The organism is Streptomyces sp. NPDC046821, assembly GCF_040645335.1.
GTDB lineage: Bacteria > Actinomycetota > Actinomycetes > Streptomycetales > Streptomycetaceae > Streptomyces.
In genome coordinates, this window is the sequence record NZ_JBEYYB010000010.1 from 345347 (window position 1) to 366278 (window position 20932).

15 protein-coding genes and 4 tRNA genes are annotated in these 20932 nt (G+C 69.8%); 8 read left to right on the forward strand and 11 right to left on the reverse strand.

What is annotated here, in order from left to right; all coding sequences use genetic code 11:
- Positions 1–73 precede the first annotated feature (73 nt).
- Entirely contained in the window at positions 74–1483 is a 1410-nt protein-coding gene (locus tag ABZ893_RS22605) for a sulfatase-like hydrolase/transferase (protein WP_361406612.1), read from the reverse strand.
- A 175-nt stretch (positions 1484–1658) separates the two neighbouring features.
- The gene (locus ABZ893_RS22610; RefSeq protein ID WP_361406615.1) at positions 1659–1751 is read right to left on the reverse strand and encodes a putative leader peptide; all 93 of its coding nucleotides are present in this window, start codon (positions 1749–1751) and stop codon (positions 1659–1661) included.
- A gap of 444 nt (positions 1752–2195) precedes the next feature.
- On the opposite strand from ABZ893_RS22610, the gene purF reads away from it, so the two are divergent.
- Both purF and purM read left to right on the forward strand, forming a co-directional pair.
- Entirely contained in the window at positions 2196–3722 is a 1527-nt protein-coding gene (gene purF / locus ABZ893_RS22615) for an amidophosphoribosyltransferase (protein ID WP_361406618.1), read from the forward strand.
- A 34-nt stretch (positions 3723–3756) separates the two neighbouring features.
- On the forward strand, positions 3757–4830 hold the full coding sequence (purM, locus tag ABZ893_RS22620) for a phosphoribosylformylglycinamidine cyclo-ligase (RefSeq protein ID WP_361406621.1): 1074 nt from the start codon (positions 3757–3759) through the stop codon (positions 4828–4830).
- 143 nt (positions 4831–4973) lie between these two features.
- Here the strand turns inward: purM and ABZ893_RS22625 are convergent, their stop codons facing one another.
- A complete protein-coding gene (locus ABZ893_RS22625) occupies positions 4974–5231 on the reverse strand; it encodes a DUF3073 domain-containing protein (RefSeq protein WP_361406624.1) in 258 nt (85 codons plus the stop codon).
- A gap of 289 nt (positions 5232–5520) precedes the next feature.
- Positions 5521–6615: a Glu/Leu/Phe/Val dehydrogenase dimerization domain-containing protein gene (locus ABZ893_RS22630; RefSeq protein ID WP_361406627.1), complete on the reverse strand. Its 1095-nt coding sequence runs from the start codon at positions 6613–6615 to the stop codon at positions 5521–5523.
- 221 nt (positions 6616–6836) lie between these two features.
- Here ABZ893_RS22630 and ABZ893_RS22635 point away from each other — a divergent pair, with 221 nt between their 5' ends.
- Positions 6837–7697 (forward strand): hypothetical protein, encoded by an 861-nt coding sequence (locus ABZ893_RS22635; RefSeq protein ID WP_361406630.1) that lies wholly within the window; start codon positions 6837–6839, stop codon positions 7695–7697.
- 468 nt (positions 7698–8165) lie between these two features.
- Positions 8166–8372, forward strand: a complete 207-nt coding sequence (gene bldC, locus ABZ893_RS22640) for a developmental transcriptional regulator BldC (RefSeq protein WP_003949541.1) — start codon at positions 8166–8168, stop codon at positions 8370–8372.
- A 587-nt stretch (positions 8373–8959) separates the two neighbouring features.
- Here the strand turns inward: bldC and ABZ893_RS22645 are convergent.
- The 3 genes from ABZ893_RS22645 to hrpA form a co-directional block, all read right to left on the reverse strand.
- On the reverse strand, positions 8960–9226 hold the full coding sequence (locus ABZ893_RS22645; protein ID WP_361406633.1) for a DUF6274 family protein: 267 nt from the start codon (positions 9224–9226) through the stop codon (positions 8960–8962).
- 30 nt (positions 9227–9256) lie between these two features.
- Positions 9257–9331, reverse strand: a tRNA-Asp gene (locus ABZ893_RS22650).
- A 96-nt stretch (positions 9332–9427) separates the two neighbouring features.
- Positions 9428–13411, reverse strand: a complete 3984-nt coding sequence (gene hrpA / locus ABZ893_RS22655; RefSeq protein ID WP_361406636.1) for an ATP-dependent RNA helicase HrpA — start codon at positions 13409–13411, stop codon at positions 9428–9430.
- Between the two features lie 143 nt (positions 13412–13554).
- On the opposite strand from hrpA, the gene ABZ893_RS22660 reads away from it, so the two are divergent.
- Positions 13555–14646, forward strand: a complete 1092-nt coding sequence (locus ABZ893_RS22660; protein ID WP_361406638.1) for an ABC transporter permease — start codon at positions 13555–13557, stop codon at positions 14644–14646.
- 325 nt (positions 14647–14971) lie between these two features.
- On the opposite strand, the gene ABZ893_RS22665 is transcribed toward ABZ893_RS22660, so the two are convergent.
- The 4 genes from ABZ893_RS22665 to ABZ893_RS22680 form a co-directional block, all read right to left on the reverse strand.
- A tRNA-Phe gene (locus ABZ893_RS22665) sits at positions 14972–15045 on the reverse strand.
- A gap of 24 nt (positions 15046–15069) precedes the next feature.
- A tRNA-Asp gene (locus ABZ893_RS22670) sits at positions 15070–15144 on the reverse strand.
- A gap of 37 nt (positions 15145–15181) precedes the next feature.
- Positions 15182–15254: transfer RNA gene (locus ABZ893_RS22675), tRNA-Glu, on the reverse strand.
- Positions 15255–15335: 81 nt separating this feature from the next.
- The gene (locus tag ABZ893_RS22680; RefSeq protein WP_361406641.1) at positions 15336–16928 is read right to left on the reverse strand and encodes a metallophosphoesterase; all 1593 of its coding nucleotides are present in this window, start codon (positions 16926–16928) and stop codon (positions 15336–15338) included.
- Positions 16929–16987: 59 nt separating this feature from the next.
- Here ABZ893_RS22680 and ABZ893_RS22685 point away from each other — a divergent pair, with 59 nt between their 5' ends.
- The 3 genes from ABZ893_RS22685 (at position 16988) to ABZ893_RS22695 (ending at position 20579) form a co-directional block, all read left to right on the forward strand.
- Positions 16988–17338 carry a metallopeptidase family protein gene (locus ABZ893_RS22685; protein ID WP_361406644.1) on the forward strand — a complete coding sequence of 117 codons (351 nt, stop codon included), beginning with the start codon at positions 16988–16990 and terminating at the stop codon, positions 17336–17338.
- 222 nt (positions 17339–17560) lie between these two features.
- On the forward strand, positions 17561–18091 hold the full coding sequence (locus ABZ893_RS22690) for a hypothetical protein (protein WP_361406647.1): 531 nt from the start codon (positions 17561–17563) through the stop codon (positions 18089–18091).
- Positions 18092–18329: 238 nt separating this feature from the next.
- Complete coding sequence (locus ABZ893_RS22695) at positions 18330–20579, forward strand: DEAD/DEAH box helicase (protein ID WP_361406650.1); 2250 nt, start codon at positions 18330–18332, stop codon at positions 20577–20579.
- Positions 20580–20932 lie beyond the last annotated feature (353 nt).

Consider the following 20932-nt stretch of genomic DNA (forward strand, 5'->3'; position numbering starts at 1 on the left):
CACCACCTGACCGTCAGAACGGACAACCGCCAGGCCGGACGACGTAGCGGGCGCCGCCCTCACCACGTAACCGTCAGGCCGGATAAGGCAGCAACTCCGCGTCCGTCTTCTCCCACACCGCCTTCAGCTCGGCGAGCAGCTTCGGCTCGTCGGGCGCCCGGTCCGCCTGCTCGCGCCGGTCGGCGGCGAGGTTGAACAGCTGGTCGGTGCCGCCCTTGCCCCGGTAGTACTTCCAGTCCCCGCGCCGCACGGCCCGCTCCCCGCGCACCCGCCAGAACAGCGCGCGCTCGGCAAGCTCCTCACCGCGCAGCAGATACCCGGCGAGGCTGGTGCCGTCGAGCGGATACGTCTTGTCGGCGCGAGCCCCACCGATCTCAAGGAGCGTCGCCGTCCAGTCCGGGGTGAAGACCGGCTCGTGGCTGACCTGCCCGCCGTCGATCCGCGCCGGCCAGCGCACGATCGTCGGAACGCGGATGCCGCCCTCCTGGAGGGACGCCTTGTTTCCGGACAGCGGCCAGTTGAAGGAGAAGCGCTCCCCGCCGTTGTCCGAGGCGAAGAAGACGAGGGTGTCCTGCTCCTGCCCGGACTCCTTCAGCGCCTTGAGCACCTCGCCGACCGACCGGTCCAGGTCCTGCACCATCTCCGTGTACTTCTCCACGGACCCGCCGTCGTTGTGGAAGAGGGCCCGCCGGTCGCCCGCCTTGATCCGCCGGACGACCTCGGCGCTCTCTTCCTCGTCCCCGTCGGCGATCCACGGCCAGTGCGGGGTGGTGAAGTTCAGATTGAGCAGCCACGGCTTGTCGCCGTGGTCACGGCTGACGTACTCGCTGGCGCGCTCGGTAAGGATCCGGGTGTAGTACCGCAGGTCCTTGTACTCGGCGTCGCCTTCGTACAGGTCGTACTCACCGCTGAGCCCGAGCTTCGAGTAGTACTCCAGAGCCCCGCCGAAGTTCCCGAAGAACTCGTCCCAGCCCGACCGGGTCGGCGAGTAGTCCGGCAGGTAGCCGCAGTGCCACTTGCCGATGAGTGCGGTGGAGTAGCCGGCGCCGCGCAGCAGGGAGGCGAGGGTGGGGTGGTTCGGGTCGAGCCCGTCGGACCGGTCGGCGATCGGCTCGGCGAGCCCGCCCTTCGTACGCCCCGGGTAGCGGCCGGTGTAGAGGCTGAAGCGGGTCGGCGAGCAGGTCGCGGACCCGCTGTACGCGTCCGTGAACCGCACGCCCTGCCGCGCGAGCCGGTCCAGGTTCGGGGTCTTGATGTGCGGGGCGCCGTACGAGGAGAGGTCGGCCCAGCCCAGGTCGTCACCCAGGATGAACAGGATGTTGGGCCGCCGTGACCTGCGTCCGGCATTGGCCCGGAACGGGGTCTCGCGAGGCGAGGCAGCCTGAGCGTCCAGGGCCATGGCCCCGACTCCGGCAACAGCAACAGCGGCAACAGCAGCCCCACCAAGGGCACGCCGGGACAGGGCAGGGGTGTGCGGGGACATGAAAGGTCTCCGAAAGGTTGATGGGCCCACGAGGAGGCGCACGAAGTGCGGCCTCCAGGGGCGCGGGGAACTGCGCGAGAAATAGGGGACGGCCCGCAGCCCGCAACGAAGCAGAACTAGGCAGACGCATCCCGGCCGAGTCCGACCTCAACGGTCCGACGCGGGGAGGGGCATTTCAGACGCAGCAACAAATCGCGCTGGCAACACGGACGAGGTCGACGTGGCGGCGCTCCACAAGGGTGACCGCACGGTCACGGCGTGGCTGCATGACCGTGGATCTTGCAGACAGTGACGTACACCTGTCAATGACCGCCCGCACTCCGGACGCACATCCCGGATGCGCACGATCACTCCGAGTGGCCCCCGACAGGACCCGGCAGCGAAATCCGTCACACTCGACGCGCACACCGCCGAGGCCGCCCCACCAGCCGCCCACCGCGACGCCGAACCAGGCATGAACCGGCGAGCCCCAGGCCCCCACCGCTCCCCGCCGAAAACAAATCTCCGCAGGTCAGCGACGTAAAACCAGGCCCGACCAGCGCCCCAGACACAAGCCCCGACCAGCCCGAATCCGCCCCACGCCGAGCGCGGAGAACCCCCCGACGCTACGCGCGTCCACCCTCCGTCAACGCCGGCCGCCAGGCCACCGTCAACGAACAGACGCCGTATCCCCAATTCGGACCAGCGGTCGACCTCGCCTACACTCGGGGGCGTGCCACGTGGTGACGGTCGACTCAATCATGATCTGCTCCCCGGCGAGAAGGGCCCCCAGGACGCTTGCGGCGTCTTCGGTGTCTGGGCTCCCGGCGAAGAGGTCGCCAAACTCACTTACTTCGGGCTCTACGCCCTCCAGCATCGAGGTCAGGAATCCGCGGGAATCGCGGTGAGCAACGGCTCCCAGATTCTCGTCTTCAAGGACATGGGCCTCGTGTCCCAGGTCTTCGACGAGACCTCGCTCGGTTCGCTCCAGGGTCATATCGCGGTCGGTCACGCCCGCTACTCGACCACCGGCGCGTCCGTCTGGGAGAACGCCCAGCCGACGTTCCGTGCCACCGCGCACGGCTCGATCGCGCTCGGCCACAACGGAAACCTGGTCAACACGGCCCAGCTCGCCGAGCAGGTCGCGGCCCTCCCCAAGGAGAACGGCCGCAACACCCAGCTCGCCGCGACCAACGACACCGACCTCGTCACCGCGCTCCTCGCGGGCCAGGTCGACGACGACGGCAAGCCGCTGACCATCGAGGAAGCCGCCGCCAAGGTCCTCCCGGGCGTCAAGGGCGCCTTCTCCCTCGTCTTCATGGACGAGCACACCCTCTACGCGGCCCGCGACCCGCAGGGCATCCGCCCGCTGGTCCTCGGCCGGCTTGAGCGCGGCTGGGTCGTCGCCTCCGAGTCCGCCGCCCTCGACATCTGCGGCGCCAGCTTCGTGCGCGAGATCGAGCCGGGCGAGTTCGTCGCCATCGACGAGAACGGCCTGCGCACCTCCCGATTCGCAGAAGCGAAGCCGAAGGGCTGCGTCTTCGAGTACGTCTACCTGGCGCGTCCCGACACCGACATCGCCGGACGGAACGTGTATCTCTCCCGCGTGGAGATGGGCCGCCGCCTCGCCAAGGAAGCCCCGGTCGACGCCGACCTGGTCATAGCGACGCCGGAATCGGGCACCCCCGCCGCGATCGGTTACGCGGAGGCCTCCGGCATTCCGTTCGGCGCGGGACTGGTCAAGAACGCGTACGTCGGCCGGACCTTCATCCAGCCCTCGCAGACCATCCGCCAGCTCGGTATCCGGCTGAAGCTCAACCCCCTCAAGGAAGTCATCAAGGGGAAGCGGCTGGTCGTCGTCGACGACTCGATCGTCCGCGGCAACACCCAGCGCGCCCTGGTCCGTATGCTCCGCGAAGCGGGCGCGGCAGAGATCCACATCCGGATCTCCTCTCCCCCCGTGAAGTGGCCGTGCTTCTTCGGCATCGACTTCGCGACGCGCGCCGAGCTGATCGCCAACGGCATGTCGATCGACGAGATCGGCACGTCCCTGGGCGCCGACTCGCTCTCCTACATCTCCATCGACGGCATGATCGAGGCCACGACCATCGACAAGCCGAACCTCTGCCGCGCCTGCTTCGACGGCGAGTACCCGATGGACCTTCCCGACCCCGAACTGCTCGGCAAGCAGCTCCTGGAGACCGAGCTCGCGGCCGGACCGGCGAACACCGCCGCCGCCGACGCCCTCCGTCGCCCGTAAGACCCCCGTCGTACGACACGAAAGTTCTCAAGCCATGTCTGAGACACCTGGTGCCAGCTATGCGTCCGCGGGCGTCGACATCGAAGCGGGCGACCGCGCCGTCGAGCTGATGAAGGAGTGGGTGAAGAAGACGCAGCGCCCCGAGGTCGCCGGCCTCGGCGGTCTCGGCGGATTCGCCGGCCTCTTCGACGCCTCCGCCCTCAAGCGCTTCGAGCGTCCGCTGCTCGCCTCCGCCACGGACGGCGTCGGCACGAAGGTCGACATCGCCCGTCAGATGGGCGTGTACGACACCATCGGTCACGACCTCGTCGCGATGGTCATGGACGACATCGTGGTGTGCGGCGCCGAGCCGCTGTTCATGACCGACTACATCTGCGTCGGCAAGGTCCACCCCGAGCGCGTCGCGTCGATCGTGAAGGGCATCGCCGAGGGCTGTGTCCTCGCCGGCTGCTCCCTCGTCGGCGGTGAGACCGCGGAGCACCCGGGCCTGCTCGGCCCGGACGACTTCGACGTCGCGGGTGCCGGCACCGGCGCCGTGGAGGCCGACCGGCTGCTCGGCCCGGATCGCATCCGTACGGGTGACGCGGTGATCGCCATGGCGTCCTCCGGTCTTCACTCCAACGGGTACTCGCTGGTCAGGCACGTCCTGTTCGACCGCGCGCACCTGTCCCTCGACCAGCACGTCGAGGAGCTGGGCCGCACGCTCGGCGAGGAGCTCCTGGAGCCCACCAAGATCTACTCCCTGGACTGCCTGGCGCTGACCCGCACCACGGACGTCCACGCCTACAGCCACATCACGGGCGGCGGTCTCGCGGCCAACCTGGCCCGTGTGATCCCGGACGGCCTGCACGCCACCGTGGACCGCTCGACGTGGGCGCCCGGCGCGATCTTCGACCTGGTGGGGACGCTCGGCTCGGTCGAGCGCCTCGAGCTGGAGAAGACCCTGAACATGGGCGTCGGCATGATCGCGATCGTCCCGCAGGACGGCGTGGACTCCGCCCTCGCGACCCTCGCCGACCGTGGCGTGGACTCGTGGGTCGCCGGTGAGATCACCGAGCGCGGCGAGCACACCACGGGCGCGGCACTCACGGGTGACTACGCGAAGTAAGGCCCCCGAGGCAGCACAAAACCCGGTCCGGCGTGGTGACCACCCCGGACCGGGTGAAGTGCGATTGCTACGAATCAGTTGCTACGCAAACGGGAACTGCGAAGAACTGATCGCTCTACTTGGTGACTGCAGACTGCGCGAGGTCAAGCGCCGCGGCGCTGCGACGAGGGACCGGACTCCTCGGAGTCCTCGTCATCCTCGTCGTCGTTATACAGATCCGCGTACTGGGCGTACGGGTCGTCTTCCTCGTCGTCGTCCTCGAACGGCTCGCCATTCGGCGGCTGATTCGAGGTCGAAGCGCCCAGCTCATTGGCCAGACGCGACAGGTCAGTCCCGCCGCTGCTGTACTTCAGCTGGCGGGCGACCTTCGTCTGCTTGGCCTTTGCCCGGCCGCGCCCCATGGCTCGACCCCCTCGGTGACGGGGCTCGACGGCCCCAGAGTCTTGACACGCGTTCATGATCTCGAACGGGACCTCCGCAGAGGGACCCGTCCTTAGGGCTTCCACGGTACCTGCTCCTGCGGCCATACGGTACGTCGCCCGCAGGACGCGCCTCGGCGCAGTGCCGGCGAGGCGCCCTGTCCTCGCTGGTCAACTGCGATTTTAACCTCTTCTCGGACAGCGACCCGCCGACGGGCGTGAGTCTTCTCTCCCACGCCCGCCGACGGGCCGCCCCGCGCCTCCTGGAACGTCAGGCCCGGCGGGCCTCCGCCATGCGCTGCTCGGCGATCCGGTCGGCCGCGGCGGCCGGCGGGATTCCGTCCGCCTTCGCACGTGCGAATATGGCCAGCGTCGTGTCGAAGATCTTCGCGGCCTTGGCCTTGCACCGGTCGAAGTCGAACCCGTGCAGCTCGTCGGCGACCTGGATCACTCCGCCGGCGTTCACGACGTAGTCCGGGGCGTAGAGGATGCCGCGGTCGGCGAGGTCCTTCTCCACGCCCGGGTGAGCGAGCTGGTTGTTGGCGGCGCCGCAGACGACCTTCGCGGTGAGGGCCGGGACGGAGTCGTCGTTGAGCGCGCCGCCGAGGGCGCAGGGGGCGTAGATGTCGAGGCCTTCGGTCCGGATGAGGGCCTCGGTGTCGGCGACGGCGGTGACGCGCGGTCCGTGCTTGTCCAGAATTCGCCGTACGGAGTCCTCGCGGACGTCCGTGATGACGACCTCGGCGCCGTCCGCGAGCAGGTGCTCGACGAGGTGGTGGCCGACCTTGCCGACGCCCGCGACGCCGACCTTGCGGCCGCGCAGCGTCGGGTCGCCCCACACGTGCTGGGCCGCGGCCCGCATCCCCTGGAAGACGCCGAACGAGGTGAGGACGGACGAGTCGCCGGCGCCGCCGTTCTCGGGCGAGCGGCCGGTCGTCCAGCGGCACTCGCGCGCGACGACGTCCATGTCGGCGACGTAGGTGCCGACGTCGCAGGCCGTCACGTAGCGACCGCCGAGGGAGGCGACGAAGCGGCCGTAGGCGAGCAGGAGTTCCTCGGTCTTGATCTTCTCCGGGTCCCCGATGATCACGGCCTTGCCGCCGCCGTGGTCGAGCCCGGCCATGGCGTTCTTGTAGGACATCCCGCGCGACAGGTTGAGGGCGTCCGCGACGGCCTCTTCCTCGCTCGCGTACGGGTAGAAGCGGGTGCCGCCGAGGGCGGGGCCCAGGGCGGTGCTGTGGATGGCGATGACGGCCTTGAGGCCACTGGCGCGGTCCTGGCAGAGCACTACTTGCTCATGACCACCCTGATCCGAGCGGAAGAGGGTGTGCAGAACGTCGGCAGGGGCGCCGGTTACGTCGGTCACTGTGGTGACTCCCAGGTAAGTAGCGGCGGTTGGAGAGGCGGGTTCCGTGTGGGTGGCGGGCCCCGTCGGCATGAGCGTAGAGCCTGCGCGGGCCCGCCGACGGCGCAGTGCCGTGGATCACCCTCTCCCGGAGTACGCGCGTGTCCGGCCAGGTGCGTTCCGGTTCGGCCATGGGACGATTTGCTGTGTTTTCCGCGCGCAGACCGGGGGAGGGAGCAGCCGTGCCCAAGGTGTCTTCGGTGACCGTGCCCTACGCGTCCTATCTCCGCGTGTACGAGCCGCTCGCGGCCTTTCCCGAGCCCGAGCGCAGCCACTGGGAGCGCTACGCGGAGCGCCGCGAGCGCCCCTCCTACCAGGATGAACTACGCCGGTCGCTGGCCGACTTGCTGCCGACGCCGCCGGTGCCGGTGCCGGTGCACGAGAGCGACGACGCGTTCGTCATCGAGGTGGACGGCGTGGTGTGCGTCTGCCCGTGGCGCACCCGGCTGCGCGGCTGGCAGGCCCTGGACGAGCTGCCGGGGCGCCTGCCGACGCCGGTCCTCGACGCGGTGCTCCCCCCGGTCGTCCGCCGCCAGTCCGCCGCGGACTACGAGCGCTGGCTCGCCCTGAACCCGGACGCCCGCCCCTGGATCCGCACGTCGACATGGCAGATCCCGCTGAACTGGTTCGTGCTCGTCTCCGACGACGAGCGCGAGTACGGGGAGGAGCCGGCGGGCGGCGGCGGCCCGGACGGCGTGGCGCCGGTGCTGCGCTACCGCACGCCGATGGTGCAGGCCCGCCGCCGGGTCGCCCGGGGCCTGCGGACGCTGCGGGACACGATGGACGAGGGACCGATCATCGACGGCCTGGTCGACGTGGGCCGCTGGCTCGAGGAGTTCCACCCGCGTTCATTCGTCGAACTCGACTACGGCGGTCTGGTGCACGCTCTGTCATCCGACGATCTGGACGGAGACCACTCCGCCGCGGACGTGGCCGAGGGGATCGAGGCCCTGCGGCGCGGGGACGGCGAGGGGGCGGAGGCGGCGTACGCGCGGCTCGTGGAACGCTGGCGTGCGGTACGTGATCGTCAGTTCGCGAACTGAACGCAACGGCTGATGGGGACGTAGGTCCCGATCCGGTCTTTTGTGTCAAGGGTGACGGACCGCACTAACTGCGCCCTTGCGCCACTCACCCCTCCTCGTGCCAAAATAGGACAAGGAGTCCGGGGAGGGCTCCGTCTGGCTGCTTTCGTCCGCGTTCAGCCGGAATCTCAGCATTGCACGCTATGGGGGGTCTCGTGACTCCTGGCGCCACTGTGACTGATCGTCACAGTGGCGTGACTGTCCGCTATGGCATGGTCCATCGGCTTCCGTCGGTGATGAACGCCTGGGGGGGCAATTCCATCGGTTTGGCCGACGCGGCTGGACGGATGGTGTAGTTGTAGTGCCGAGGACAAGCCGTTCGTCCTATAACCGACTCGACTCGCGTCAGCCATTTCGGGCAACGCGGGTCAAGGTGCAGAATTTAGAGGAATGAACCGAGAAGGTTCGGTTCTCCCGAGGAGGCCGCTCATGACCGCTCGCACCCCTGATGCCGAGCCGCTGCTGACCCCGGCTGAGGTCGCCACGATGTTCCGCGTCGACCCGAAGACGGTGACGCGCTGGGCAAAGGCTGGCAAGCTCACGTCGATTCGTACGCTCGGCGGGCACCGCCGTTACCGCGAGGCCGAGGTCCGCGCACTGCTCGCGGGCATCCCGCAGCAGCGCAGCGAGGCCTGAACAACTAAATAAATCGGGCATTCTGGGCCCCCCAGCCCTTGTTCTGCCCGACTTGTAGCTCCAAACGACGCGGGACCTGCCCCAACAGGCCCACGCCTATTCATGCTTCAAGGGTGCGTCGTCGATCGCGCTGGACTCCGCCGGGTCCAGCGCGATTTTTTTGTGCCCGAGCAGGCTCCTGGAGGCGGCTCTCGCCGGCTGACCACCGGGCCTCTCCAGGCGCCGGATGAGGGTCCCTGGCAAGGCTGCTGACGGGTCGTCGGAAGATCGTCGGGGAGGTTGCCGAGGGGGCGTGGGGGCCGTTCCTGGGGAGCTTCCGGGAGGCGTTCGGAGGCTCCTGGGGGGTGGTGCAATTGCACATATTAAATTGACTCGTTGTAGGGCGGCCGTAAGAAACGCTGTTTCCAAAACTGATTCGGTGACACCCGTCACATGCATGAAAGCTTGTTACCGGTGAGTCTCCTGCGTTAGAGGGGAATTCCCGCGGCGGTGCGCTTCTCGTTCTTCCGTTCTCCCTCCAGGCTGCCACCAGTAGGGGTCGCTGTCAGAGAGCTTTGGTCATGCCGTGGGGGGACTTTTGCACTCCGTCACCCCGCAGGGGCTCCATCGGCAGTCTCGCCGCCGCCAGAAGGCCCCAGGGCGAGACGCAGGAGTCGGTGGCAGAGAGGGCAGTGCCGGGCCAGATGGCGGCGGCCGGCGATGGTCGCGAGATGGGAGCGCAGCAGAGCTCGCGCCTCGCGCCGGGCGGATACCGCCGACATTGAGTCACCTCCGGGTCGGAAATCCCTGCCCGCCCTGCGTACCCGGGCGGGTGAGGCTCCGTCAAGAAGTGTGCACACGACTGAGGCCCGCATCCCTTGCGGGATGCGGGCCTCAGCTTGATGCGGTCCTGACGGGATTTGAACCCGCGGCCTCCACCTTGACAGGGTGGCGAGCACTCCAAACTGCTCCACAGGACCTTGCTTTCGCGGCACTTGGTGTTGCGCTGTGCTGCGAGACAGGACTCTACAGCAGTGCAGGCCCAGCGGTCGAACTCACTCCGCGTGCCCGGTCCATTACGGAACGGCGGCGTCGATCGCCTTCACGATCCGCTTGTCGGAGACCGGGTACGCGGTGCCCAGCGCGTGCGCGAAATAGCTGACGCGCAGCTCCTCCAGCATCCAGCGGATGTCCAGGACCTCTTGGGGCACGGGCCGTCCCTGCGGCATCTGTTCGAGCAGCCAGGCGTACTCGTCCTGCATCTCGTGGACCTTCTCCATGCGCGACGTGTCCCGCTGGACGTTCGTCGGCATCTGCGTGAGGCGCCGGTCGGCCGCGACCAGGTAGCGCACCAGGTCGGGCAGGCGCCGCAGGCCGGTGGCCGTGACGAAGCCCGGCTTGATCAGGGCCGTCAACTGGCTGCGGACGTCCGTGAGGTTGGCGAGCAGCGTCGGGCTGTTCGTCGACTTCAGGCGGCGCTCGGCGGCCTGCCAGGCGGCGAGGACCTGCTGGACCTGGCTCACCGTCCGTACGGTCGTGTCGACGATCTCGGCGCGGACCTTGTCGTACAGCTTGCGGTACGACTCCTCGTCCCAGGCCGGGCCGCCGAAGTCGGCGATGAGCTTGTCGCAGGAGGCCATGGCGCAGTCGTCGAAGAGGGCCTGGACCGAGCCGTGCGGGTTCGCGGACAGGGCGAGCTTCTGGGGGTTCGTCAGCTTGTCCGAGGCGAACTTGCCGGGGTTGACCGGGATGTTGCGCAGGATGAGCCGGCGCGTGCCCTTCCACATGGCCTGCGCCTGCTCCGCCTCGGTGTCGAAGAGGCGTACGGAGACGGTGTCGCCGTCGTCGACGAGGGCCGGGTAGGCCTTGACCGGCTGGCCGGCGCGGCGGGTCTCGAAGACCTTCGACAGCGTGCCGATCGACCAGTCCGTCAGGCCCTTGCGCTCCAGGGACTCGCCGCCGGAGCGCTCGGCCGTCGCCGCGGCCGCCTTGGAGATCGCCTGCCGGGCCTTCGGCTTCAGCTTGAGCTTCAGCGCCTCCAGGTCCTTGTCCTCGGCGAGCGTCCGGCGCCGCTCGTCGACGATCCGGAAGGTGACCTTCAGGTGGTCGGGCACGCGGGACAGGTCGAAGTCGTCCGCGTTCACCGGCACGCCGACCATCCGCTGCAGCTCCCGCGCCAGCGTCAGCGGCAGCGGCTCCTGGAGGGGTACGGCCCGCTCCAGGAACGCCTTCGCGTAGTTCGGCGCCGGGACGTAGTGCCGGCGGACCGGCTTGGGCAGGGAGCGGATCAGCTCCGTGACCACGTCCTCGCGCAGGCCCGGGATCTGCCAGTCGAAGCCCTCGGCCGTCACCTGGTTGAGCACCTGGAGCGGTACGTGGACGGTCACGCCGTCCGCGTCCGCGCCGGGCTCGAACTGGTACGTCACCCGGAACTTCAGCGCGCCCTGGCGCCACGAGTCCGGGTAGTCCGCCTTCGTGATGGCCTCGGCGGACTCGCGGATGAGCATCGAGCGCTCGAAGTCGAGGAGTTCAGGCTCGTCGCGCTTCTTGTGCTTCCACCACGAGTCGAAGTGCGCGCCCGAGACGACATGGTCCGGGACCCGCTGGTCGTAGAAGTCGAACAGCGTCTCGTCGTCCACGACGATGTCGCGGCGGCGGGCGCGGTGCTCCAGCTCCTCGACCTCGGTGAGCAGCTTGCGGTTGTCCGAGAAGAACTTGTGGTGCGTGCGCCAGTCGCCCTCGACCAGGGCGTTCCTGATGAACAGCTCGCGGCTCACCTCGGGGTCGATGCGCCCGTAGTTCACCTTGCGCTGGGCGACGAGCGGGACGCCGTACAGCGTCACCTTCTCGTACGCCATCACGGCCGCCTGGTCCTTCTCCCAGTGCGGCTCGCTGTACGTGCGCTTGAGGAGGTGCTCGGCGAGGGGTTCGACCCACTCCGGCTCGATGCGCGCGTTGACCCGGGCCCACAGGCGCGAGGTCTCGACGAGTTCGGCGGACATGATGAAGCGCGGGGGCTTCTTGAACAGGGCCGAGCCGGGGAAGACCGCGAACTTGGCGCCGCGCGCGCCCAGGTACTCGTTCCGGCCGCCGCGCTGCTTGGGGTCCTTGTCCGTGGACTCCTTCACGTCCTTCATCCCGATGTGGGAGAGGAGACCGGCGAGCAGGGAGATGTGGACCTGCTGCTCAGGCGCGTCGTCCTCGTTCAGATGGATGCCCATCTGTTTCGCGACCGTACGCAGCTGCGTGTAGATGTCCTGCCATTCGCGGATGCGCAGGAAGTTCAGGTACTCCGACTTGCACATGCGGCGGAACGCGGAGGAGCCGAGGGCCTTCTGCTGCTCGCGGATGTAGCGCCAGAGGTTGAGGAACGCCAGGAAGTCGGACGTCTCGTCCTTGAAGCGGGCGTGCTGCTGGTCGGCCTGGGCCTGCTTCTCGCTGGGGCGCTCGCGCGGGTCCTGGATGGACAGGGCGGCGGCGATCACCATGACCTCGCGCACGCAGCCGTTCCGGTCGGCCTCCAGGACCATGCGGGCCAGGCGCGGGTCGACGGGGAGCTGGGCGAGCTTGCGGCCCGACTGGGTGAGGCGCTTGCGGACGTCCTTCTCCGCCGGGTTCAGCGCGCCGAGCTCCTGGAGGAGCTGCACGCCGTCGCGGATGTTGCGGTGGTCCGGCGGGTCGATGAAGGGGAACTTCTCGATGTCGCCGAGCCCGGCCGCGGTCATCTGGAGGATGACGGAGGCGAGGTTCGTACGGAGGATCTCCGCGTCCGTGAACTCGGGGCGGGCGAGGAAGTCGTCCTCCGAGTACAGGCGGATGCAGATGCCGTCCGACGTACGGCCGCAGCGGCCCTTGCGCTGGTTGGCGCTGGCCTGGCTGATCGCCTCGATGGGCAGGCGCTGCACCTTCGTGCGGTGCGAGTACCGCGAGATGCGGGCGGTGCCCGGGTCGATCACGTACTTGATGCCGGGGACGGTCAGCGAGGTCTCCGCGACGTTCGTCGCGAGGACGATGCGGCGGACCGAGCCCGTGGGGCGCTGGAAGACGCGGTGCTGCTCCGCGTGCGACAGGCGCGCGTACAGCGGCAGGACCTCGGTGAACCGGAACTTCTTCTTCTCCAGCGCGTCCGCGGTGTCACGGATCTCGCGCTCGCCGGACAGGAAGACGAGGATGTCGCCCTTGCCCTCGCCCTGGAGCTCCTCGACGGCGTCGGTGATCGCGGTGATCTGGTCCCGGTCGGCGTCCTCGGAGTCCTCTTCGAGGAGGGGCCGGTACCGCACCTCGACGGGGTACGTACGGCCGCTGACCTCGACGATCGGGGCGTCGTCGAAGTGCCGGGAGAAGCGCTCGGGGTCGATCGTCGCCGACGTGATGACGACCTTCAGGTCCGGGCGCTTGGGCAGGAGCTGCGCCAGGTAGCCGAGCAGGAAGTCGATGTTCAGGGACCGCTCGTGGGCCTCGTCGATGATGATCGTGTCGTACGCGCGCAGCTCGCGGTCCGTCTGGATCTCGGCGAGCAGGATGCCGTCCGTCATCAGCTTCACGAACGTGGCGTCGGGGTCGACCTGGTCCGTGAAGCGGACCTTCCAGCCGACGGCCTCGCCGAGCGGGGTGTCCATCTCGTCCGCGATGCGCTCCGCGACCGTGCGGGCCGCGAGCCGGCGGGGCTGGGTGTGCCCGATCATGCCGCGCACGCCACGGCCGAGTTCGAGACAGATCTTGGGGATCTGCGTCGTCTTGCCGGAGCCGGTCTCGCCCGCGACGATCACGACCTGGTGGTCGCGTATCGCCTCGGCGATCTCGTCCTTCTTCTGGCTGACGGGAAGCTGCTCGGGGTACGTGACGTCGAGCGCCTCGAACCGGCCCCGGCGCTGCGCGGTGCGGGCCTCGGCCTTCTCGGCCTCCGCCTCGATCTCGGCGAGCACGACGGCGCGGGCTTCGGGCTTACGGATCCGGCGCGCGCCTTCGAGCCTGCGGCCGAGCCGGTGCGCATCGCGCAGGGACAGCTCGGACAGGCGCTGGGCGAGGGAGCCGAGGACGGGGGCAGGCTGCGTAGACATACGGCGTCCAGGATCTCACCTCGGGGAAAAAGGTGGCGACTGGTTTTGGCGTGGGCCTGTTTCAGGAGGTGGGTGGGCCTGTTTCGAGAGGTAAACGCGTCTTTGGTAGTGAAGTTCCATTATTGGTGTTTTAACGTGTTCGTATGCCGGAGCCGAGCGACGACGAGCAGGGGAACGGCGGACATGGCGCGCACGGGCGGGTGCCCACGCGCGGGGAGCGCTGGGAGGCCTTCAAGAAGTCGCCGTTCCTGCCGGCGACGGTCCTGGTGTTCATCCTGGCCGCGGCGGCGGGCCTCTTCGCGGGGTCGTACACGTACACGATGGCGAAGCCGACGCCGCACCGGATTCCGACGGCCGTCGTGGGAACGGTGGACGCCGGGCACGGCGCGGCGTTCCTGGCCGGCATGGAGCAGGCGCTGAACGCGTCGCTTCAGGTGCACCACTATCCGAACCTGCCTGCGGCCATCGACGGGATCGACCAGCAGAAGGTCTTCGCGATCCTGGATGTGCGGGCCGGCAATCAGGTCCTGCTCGACGTGTCCGGCGCGTCCGGTGCCTCGGTCGCGCAGGTGCTCGCGGAGACGGCTCCGAAGGTGGGGGCCGCGGTCGGGACCCCGGTCACCGTGACGGACGTGAAGCCGCTGCAGAAGGGTGACCCGCGCGGGCTCGCGATCTTCTACATCTCGCTGGCCGCCGTCATCATCGGCTTCGTCGGCGCGATCCAGCTGAGCGTGCACGCGCGCGCCCTCAACCCGTGGGAGCGGATCGCGTACACGGTCGCGTACGCGGTGGCCGGCGGCTTCGTGATCGCCGTCGTCGTGGACTGGTGGCTGGGCGCCCTGAATCTGCCGTTCGCCGAGTCCTGGACGATCCTCACGCTGACGATGTTCACGTCGGGCATGGTCTTCACGATGTTCAACACGCTCTTCGGGCGCTGGGCGATGATCCCGACGTGGGGCCTGATGGTGCTCCTCGGCAACCCGTCGTCGGGCGGCGCGGTGTCGTGGCCGCTGCTGCCGTCGGTACTGGGCCGCATCGGACGCTGGCTGCCGCCGGGCGCGTCCGTGAACGCTCAGCACACGGCGGTGTACTTCGGCGGCCACCAGCACGCGTTCCCGTTCCTGGTGCTCGCGGCATGGGCGTTGGTGGCGTGCGGAGTCTTCTGGTTCTGGCGCCACCGCCACCCGGGCGGCCGAACGAAGGAACCGGCACATGCGGGTGGGGCGGGGGCGTGAGGGGTGGGTGCCAGGCCCCGTCCCGGTAGTGGCCGGCGTGTGGTGGCCGGTGCCTGGATCGGGCCGGCGTGGGCTTTGAGCCGGGCTGTCGCTTCGGGCGGCCGGCGGTCGCCACGCGCTTCGGATACGAATCGCAGCGATCCTGACGGGATTTGCTGTGTCTATGGCGGCTCCGCCGCGGGCGCGGCCTCCGGGGCGACCGGCGAGCCCGGCGACGTAACGCGTGTTCGCCCGCCCCGGCGTAACTCGTATGCGCCCGGGCCGAACTCGAATGCGTCCCTGGGAAACGCAACAGGCCCCGTCCGAAGACGGGGCCTGATTCTTGTGGCTGGGGCCGGGATCGAACCGGCGACCTATCGCTTTTCAGGCGATCGCTCGTACCAACTGAGCTACCCAGCCACGCGATTCGGATACGAATCGCAGCGGTCCTGACGGGATTTGAACCCGCGGCCTCCACCTTGACAGGGTGGCGAGCACTCCAAACTGCTCCACAGGACCAAGCTGTTGTGCGACAAGTGTCGCACAGGGTGTTGCGTGCCCCCAACGGGATTCGAACCCGTGCTACCGCCTTGAAAGGGCGGCGTCCTGGGCCACTAGACGATGAGGGCTAATTGGCCCGCCTGGGCGCTTCGCAGCGCGTCGGGGACGTGAGAAGCATATGGGATGCAGGGAGAGATCGCCAAAACGGTTTACGGCGAGGGTGCGGGCGCGCCTTCGCGCGGCGTCCGGGAGGGGGTCCGCGAGGGGGTCGGGGACGGGGTCGCACCGGGGTGGTTCTCCTTGGGGAGATGGCGGCTGACCTGTGCCCTCGTCAGGCCGAGGCCGCCCAGTTCGATCTCGTCCCAGGCCTGGAGGCGGCGGGTGGTGCGGTCCAGATAGAGGACGGACGCCTGCACCGGATCGGGGTGCGCGTCGTCGACCGCGCGCAGGCCGCTGCCCCCGGTCGAACCCTCGATCCGCAGCCGCGTCCCCAGCTTCATCACCTCGGTCTTCTCGTGGTGGATGTGGCCCGCGAGGACCAGCGGGACCGTGCCGTCCGTCTCGCGCGCGGCCACCGGGTTGTGCGCGATCGCGATGTCCACCGGCGTGCCCGCCGCCCGCTGGTCACGGATGGCCGAGGCGAGCCGGATGCCCGCCATGCGCTCGGCCGGGTCGCCCTGCGCCTTCACCGCACGGTCGGGCGTGTACTGCGGGTCCCCGGTCCCGGCGAAGCGCAGGCCGGCGACCGAGACCGCCTTGCCGTGGTCGAGCACGTGGACGTTCTTGAACCGTTCGAGGTAGCGCTGGGTCGTCGCCGAGTCGTGGTTGCCGCGCACCCAGACGTACGGGGCGCCGAGGTCCTTGATCGGGTCGAGGAACGCGTTCTCGGCCGCCGAGCCGTGGTCCATCGTGTCGCCCGAGTCGACGATCACCGAGATGTCGTACTGCTCGACGAGCGAGGCGATGATCTTCCAGCTCGCCGGGTTGAGGTGGATGTCGGAGACGTGCAGGACGCGGATCGTGGACTGGTTCGGCTGGTACGCGGGGAGCGTGGACGTCACGTCGTAGAGCTTCGTCACGTTGGTGACCAGGCGCGCCAACTCCTTCTGGTAGACGTCGAATTCGGTGACGATCGAGCGCGCGCTGCCGACGACGGAGGGGGCCGAGGAGAGCAGTCCGGAGAACTTCGGCTCCAGGACCGACTTGGGGTTCCAGGTCGCGTACGCCGCTCCGCCCGAGGCTGCCAGGAGGGCCAGCGCGAGGGCGCCGGCGCCGAGTGCGCGGCGGGGGCGGCGGTAGACCGCGAGGCCGAGCGTGGTGGCGCCGGCGACGACGGCGACGCAGGAGCGCAGGGCGACGTCGAGGGTGCCCTTCTCGATGTCGCGGGTGATCTCGGCCTGGAGGCCGGATATGCGCTCGGGGTGGTTGACCAGGGCTTCGGAGCGGACCGGGTCGAGGCGGTCGACGTCGACGTCGAGCCTTATGGGGGCGGTGTGCGACTTCAGTTCCAGGGAGCCGAGCGGCGAGACGTTGATCTTCGTACCGCCCGAGAGGGACGGGCGCAGCGTCATCGTGGTGTCCATCGGGCCCACCGGGACGCGGACGTTGCCGACGACGAGGAGGCCGAGCCAGGCGCCGATGAGGACGACGGCGACCATGCCGAGGGCGCGGACGTACGGGCGGGGCTGCCCGTCGAGTTCGCCGGTGGGGCGGCGGGGCCCGCGGGCGCGGAAGCGGCGGCCGGCCGCGGAGGGGATGTTCCGCAGGGCGGACAGGGCGGCGGCAGCGGTGGCGCGGGCCATTGGGCCGGTATGCCCACGCGGACAGGTGGATATGCGGGGGCGTGGCCGACAATGGCCGTGTGCTGGAGATGACGCGCGAGGAGTTCGAGGAACTGGTCGCCGAGGCCCTGGACCGGATCCCGCCGGATCTGACGCGGCTCATGGACAACGTGGCGGTGTTCGTCGAGGACGAGCCCCCCGCGGAGGATCCGGAGCTGCTCGGGCTCTACGAGGGGACTCCGCTGACGGACCGCGGCGAGTGGTACGCGGGCGTGCTGCCCGACCGGATCACCATCTACCGGGGGCCGACACTGCGGATGTGCGAGTCGCGGGAGGACGTCGTCGCGGAGACGGAGATCACCGTGGTGCATGAGATCGCGCATCACTTCGGGATCGATGACGCGCGGTTGCACGCGTTGGGTTATGGGTGAGTTGGTGCCGGGGGCGTGCTTGGGCAGGGGTGGGCGCGGGCTCGGGTGCGGGCTTCGGTGCGGGTGAGTGCGCGGAGGCGATGACCGGGCGGGCGTGTCCTCCTGCGGGGAGCGGGAGTTGGGGACGGTGACGCCGTTTCGGCGGATCCCCGTGTTCCGGCTTCTCCCGCTTGCGGAGTGCCGGGTCGCCCAGCCTTTCCCGCGCCCCGGAGGTGCTCGCCCGTGCGCCAGCTGTCCGTACCCCCTCGTCTGGTCCGTCTGGCCGCGACGGTGGCTGCCGTCACGGCGGCGACCAGCGGCTGCATGAGCGTCGCGCACGACGGGGGTGCGCCCGCCCCGACCCACAAGGCCGGGCGGCACGGCGGGGTGGCGGCGCCCGACGGGGGAGCGGCCGTCCCCGGGGTCGGCGGAGCGCGGGCCGGGGTCCAGGGCGGGAACGACGAGGCGCCCACGCCCGATCCGAGCGACTCCGCGTCCGGAACGCCCTCGGCCACCCCGTCGCCCTCCGCGAGCCCCTCGGAGCGCGCCGTCCCGCGGCCCCCCGAGCCCTCCGGGAGCGGGCGGACGACCCCGCCCACGCGGCCGTCGCCGCCGAGCGCCACCCCCGACTCGCCCCCGCCGCCGGTGGAATCCCCCACGCCCACGCCGGACCCGCCCACCGCCGAGCCCTCGTCCTCGGCGCACGAGCAGGCGTCGGCCCGTGCCGGCGAGGCCGACCGGGTGCCGTCGCCGGCGGCGGGGTCACCGGCGTAGGGCTGACTGCTGGGGGAGCGGGGTGTGAGCGGAGTCTCACGGAGCGGGTTTGCGCAGGGGTGGGGTGGGTGCGTATGGTGGTAGATCGTTTGATCCCATTTGCCCGGCGCCGAAAAAGAAGAGCGCCGCGTGGCGCGTTCTCTCCCCAGCCGTGGCTGGACCGCATTGAGGCGGTCGATTGCGAAATTCACGGAGTTGACGGGCGCGTGCCGAGACTCCGGAAGGTTTCGCATTTCGCATGTCCATTTCCAGTTCTGACCACACCGTCATGCCCGAGAACGACGAGGCCGTGCAGGTTCTCGCCGTCGACGAGGACGTGACGACGGTCGCCGTCGGAGAGGCCGCCGACACTGCCCCGGCGGACGCCTCCACCGACGCCGACGACACCCCCGCCGAGCCGACCCTGACCTTCGGTGACCTCGGTCTCCCCGAGGGCATCGTCCGCAAGCTCGCGCAGAACGGCGTCACCGCGCCGTTCCCGATCCAGGCCGCGACCATCCCGGACGCCCTGGCCGGCAAGGACATCCTCGGCCGCGGCCGCACCGGCTCCGGCAAGACCCTCTCCTTCGGTCTGCCGACCCTGGCGCGCCTCGCCGGCGGCTACACCGAGAAGAAGAAGCCCCGCGCGGTCATCCTGACCCCGACGCGCGAGCTGGCGATGCAGGTCGCCGACGCCCTCCAGCCCTACGGCGACGTCCTCGGCCTCAAGATGAAGGTCGTCTGCGGCGGTACGTCCATGGGCAACCAGATCTACGCCCTCGAGCGCGGCGTCGACATCCTCGTCGCCACCCCGGGCCGTCTGCGCGACATCATCAACCGCGGCGCCTGCTCCCTCGAGAACGTCGAGGTCGCCGTCCTCGACGAGGCCGACCAGATGTCCGACCTGGGCTTCCTGCCCGAGGTCACCGAGCTGCTCGACCAGGTTCCCGAGGGCGGCCAGCGGATGCTGTTCTCGGCCACGATGGAGAACGAGATCTCCACGCTGGTCAAGCGCTACCTGAAGAACCCGGTGAGCCACGAGGTCGACGCCGCCCAGGGCGCCGTCACGACCATGACCCACCACATCCTCATCGTGAAGCCCAAGGACAAGGCGCCGGTCACCGCCGCGATCGCCTCCCGCAAGGGCCGCACCATCATCTTCGTCCGCACCCAGCTGGGCGCCGACCGCATCGCCGAGCAGCTCCAGGACGCCGGCGTGAAGGCCGACGCGCTGCACGGCGGCATGACGCAGGGTTCCCGTACCCGCGTCCTCGCCGACTTCAAGGACGGCTACGTCAACACGCTCGTCGCCACCGACGTCGCCGCCCGCGGTATCCACGTCGACGGCATCGACCTGGTCCTGAACGTGGACCCGGCCGGTGACCACAAGGACTACCTGCACCGCTCGGGCCGTACCGCGCGTGCCGGCAAGTCCGGTGTCGTCGTCTCCCTGTCGCTGCCGCACCAGCGCCGCCAGATCTTCCGCCTCATGGAGGACGCGGGCGTCGACGCCTCGCGCCACATCATCCAGGGCGGCGCGGCCTTCGACCCGGAGGTCGCCGAGATCACCGGCGCCCGCTCGATGACCGAGGTCCAGGCCGAGTCCGCGGGCAACGCCGCGCAGCAGGCCGAGCGTGAGGTCACCTCGCTCACCAAGGAGCTGGAGCGCGCCACCCGTCGTGCCGGCGAGCTGCGCGAGGAGGCCGACCGCCTCACCGCGCGTGCCGCCCGTGAGCGTGGCGAGGACGCCGAGGGCGTCGCCGCTGCCGTCGCCGCCGCTGCCGAGAAGGCCGCCGAGGTGTCCGTCCCGGAGCAGGCCGCCGCGCCGGCCGAGCGCCAGGAGCGTTCGTCGTACGAGCAGCGTCCGCAGCGTCGTGACGAGCGGGGCAACTACGAGCGCCGCGACCGCCGTGACGACCGTCCGTCCTCCGGTGGCGGTTTCAACCGTGACCGTCGTGACGACCGCGGTGGCCGTTCCTTCGAGCGTCGCGACGACCGTCCGTCCGGCGGCTTCAACCGCGACCGTCGTGACAACGACCGCGGTGGCTTCCGCCGTGACGACCGCCCCTCCGGCGGTTTCAACCGTGACCGCCGTGACGACCGTGGCGGCTTCGACCGCGACCGTCGTGACGACCGCGGTGGCCGTTCCTTCGAGCGCCGTGACGACCGTGGCGGCTTCCGCCGTGACGACCGTCCGTCCTCCGGTGGCGGCTTCAACCGCGACCGTCGTGACGACCGTGGCGGCCGTTCCTTCGAGCGCCGTGACGACCGTCAGTCCTCCGGTGGCGGCTTCCGTCGTGACGACCGCCCGTCCGGCGGCCACCGTGGCAGCGACCGTCCGTTCAACCGCGACCGTCGTGACGACCGTCCCGCCGGCAGCGGCTTCCGCTCCGGCCACGACCGCCCGTACGGCCGTCGCGACGACCACCGCGGCGCCGGCTCCGGCTCGACCGGCGGCTCCTCCTTCGGCCGCCGCGACGAGAAGCCCCGCTGGAAGCGGAACGGCTGACGCGCCTGACGCTTTTTGAGCTGACGCTCTGACGTAGGAAAGGCCCGGGAGACGATCACGTCTCCCGGGCCTTTCGCGTTCCCGGTGGCCACGGCCCTTTTTGCCCGGCCGGCCCAGGTGAAGTGGCTGTAATATCAGGCCACTTCTGAGGGGTGGGCGACGGCTGGGGGCCGGGTCGCGGTGTGCGACAGCTCGCAACTCCTCTGTTCCCGGGGAGGGTTCTCTTGGCTCGTCATGGCATCGTGCGGCGTCGTGGAGTGAGACGTGCGGGGGTGGGGGTCGTCGCCGCGGCGGCCGCCGCCCATGCCGAGGAGTTCGCCGACGACCCCGATGTGCACGTGCCCGACGTGGTG

Excerpts from the sequence above, each read along its gene's own strand:
- ABZ893_RS22610 (WP_361406615.1), bottom strand. The coding sequence starts at position 1,751 with ATGCAGCCACGCCGTGACCGTGCGGTCACCCTTGTGGAGCGCCGCCAC.
- bldC (WP_003949541.1), top strand. The coding sequence starts at position 8,166 with ATGACCGCTCGCACCCCTGATGCCGAGCCGCTGCTGACCCCGGCTGAG.
- ABZ893_RS22645 (WP_361406633.1), bottom strand. The coding sequence starts at position 9,226 with ATGCGGGCCTCAGTCGTGTGCACACTTCTTGACGGAGCCTCACCCGCC.
- ABZ893_RS22660 (WP_361406638.1), top strand. The coding sequence starts at position 13,555 with ATGCCGGAGCCGAGCGACGACGAGCAGGGGAACGGCGGACATGGCGCG.
- ABZ893_RS22680 (WP_361406641.1), bottom strand. The coding sequence starts at position 16,928 with ATGGCCCGCGCCACCGCTGCCGCCGCCCTGTCCGCCCTGCGGAACATC.
- ABZ893_RS22695 (WP_361406650.1), top strand. The coding sequence starts at position 18,330 with ATGTCCATTTCCAGTTCTGACCACACCGTCATGCCCGAGAACGACGAG.
- ABZ893_RS22625 (WP_361406624.1), bottom strand. The coding sequence starts at position 5,231 with ATGGGGCGCGGCCGGGCAAAGGCCAAGCAGACGAAGGTCGCCCGCCAG.
- hrpA (WP_361406636.1), bottom strand. The coding sequence starts at position 13,411 with ATGTCTACGCAGCCTGCCCCCGTCCTCGGCTCCCTCGCCCAGCGCCTG.
- ABZ893_RS22605 (WP_361406612.1), bottom strand. The coding sequence starts at position 1,483 with ATGTCCCCGCACACCCCTGCCCTGTCCCGGCGTGCCCTTGGTGGGGCT.
- purM (WP_361406621.1), top strand. The coding sequence starts at position 3,757 with ATGTCTGAGACACCTGGTGCCAGCTATGCGTCCGCGGGCGTCGACATC.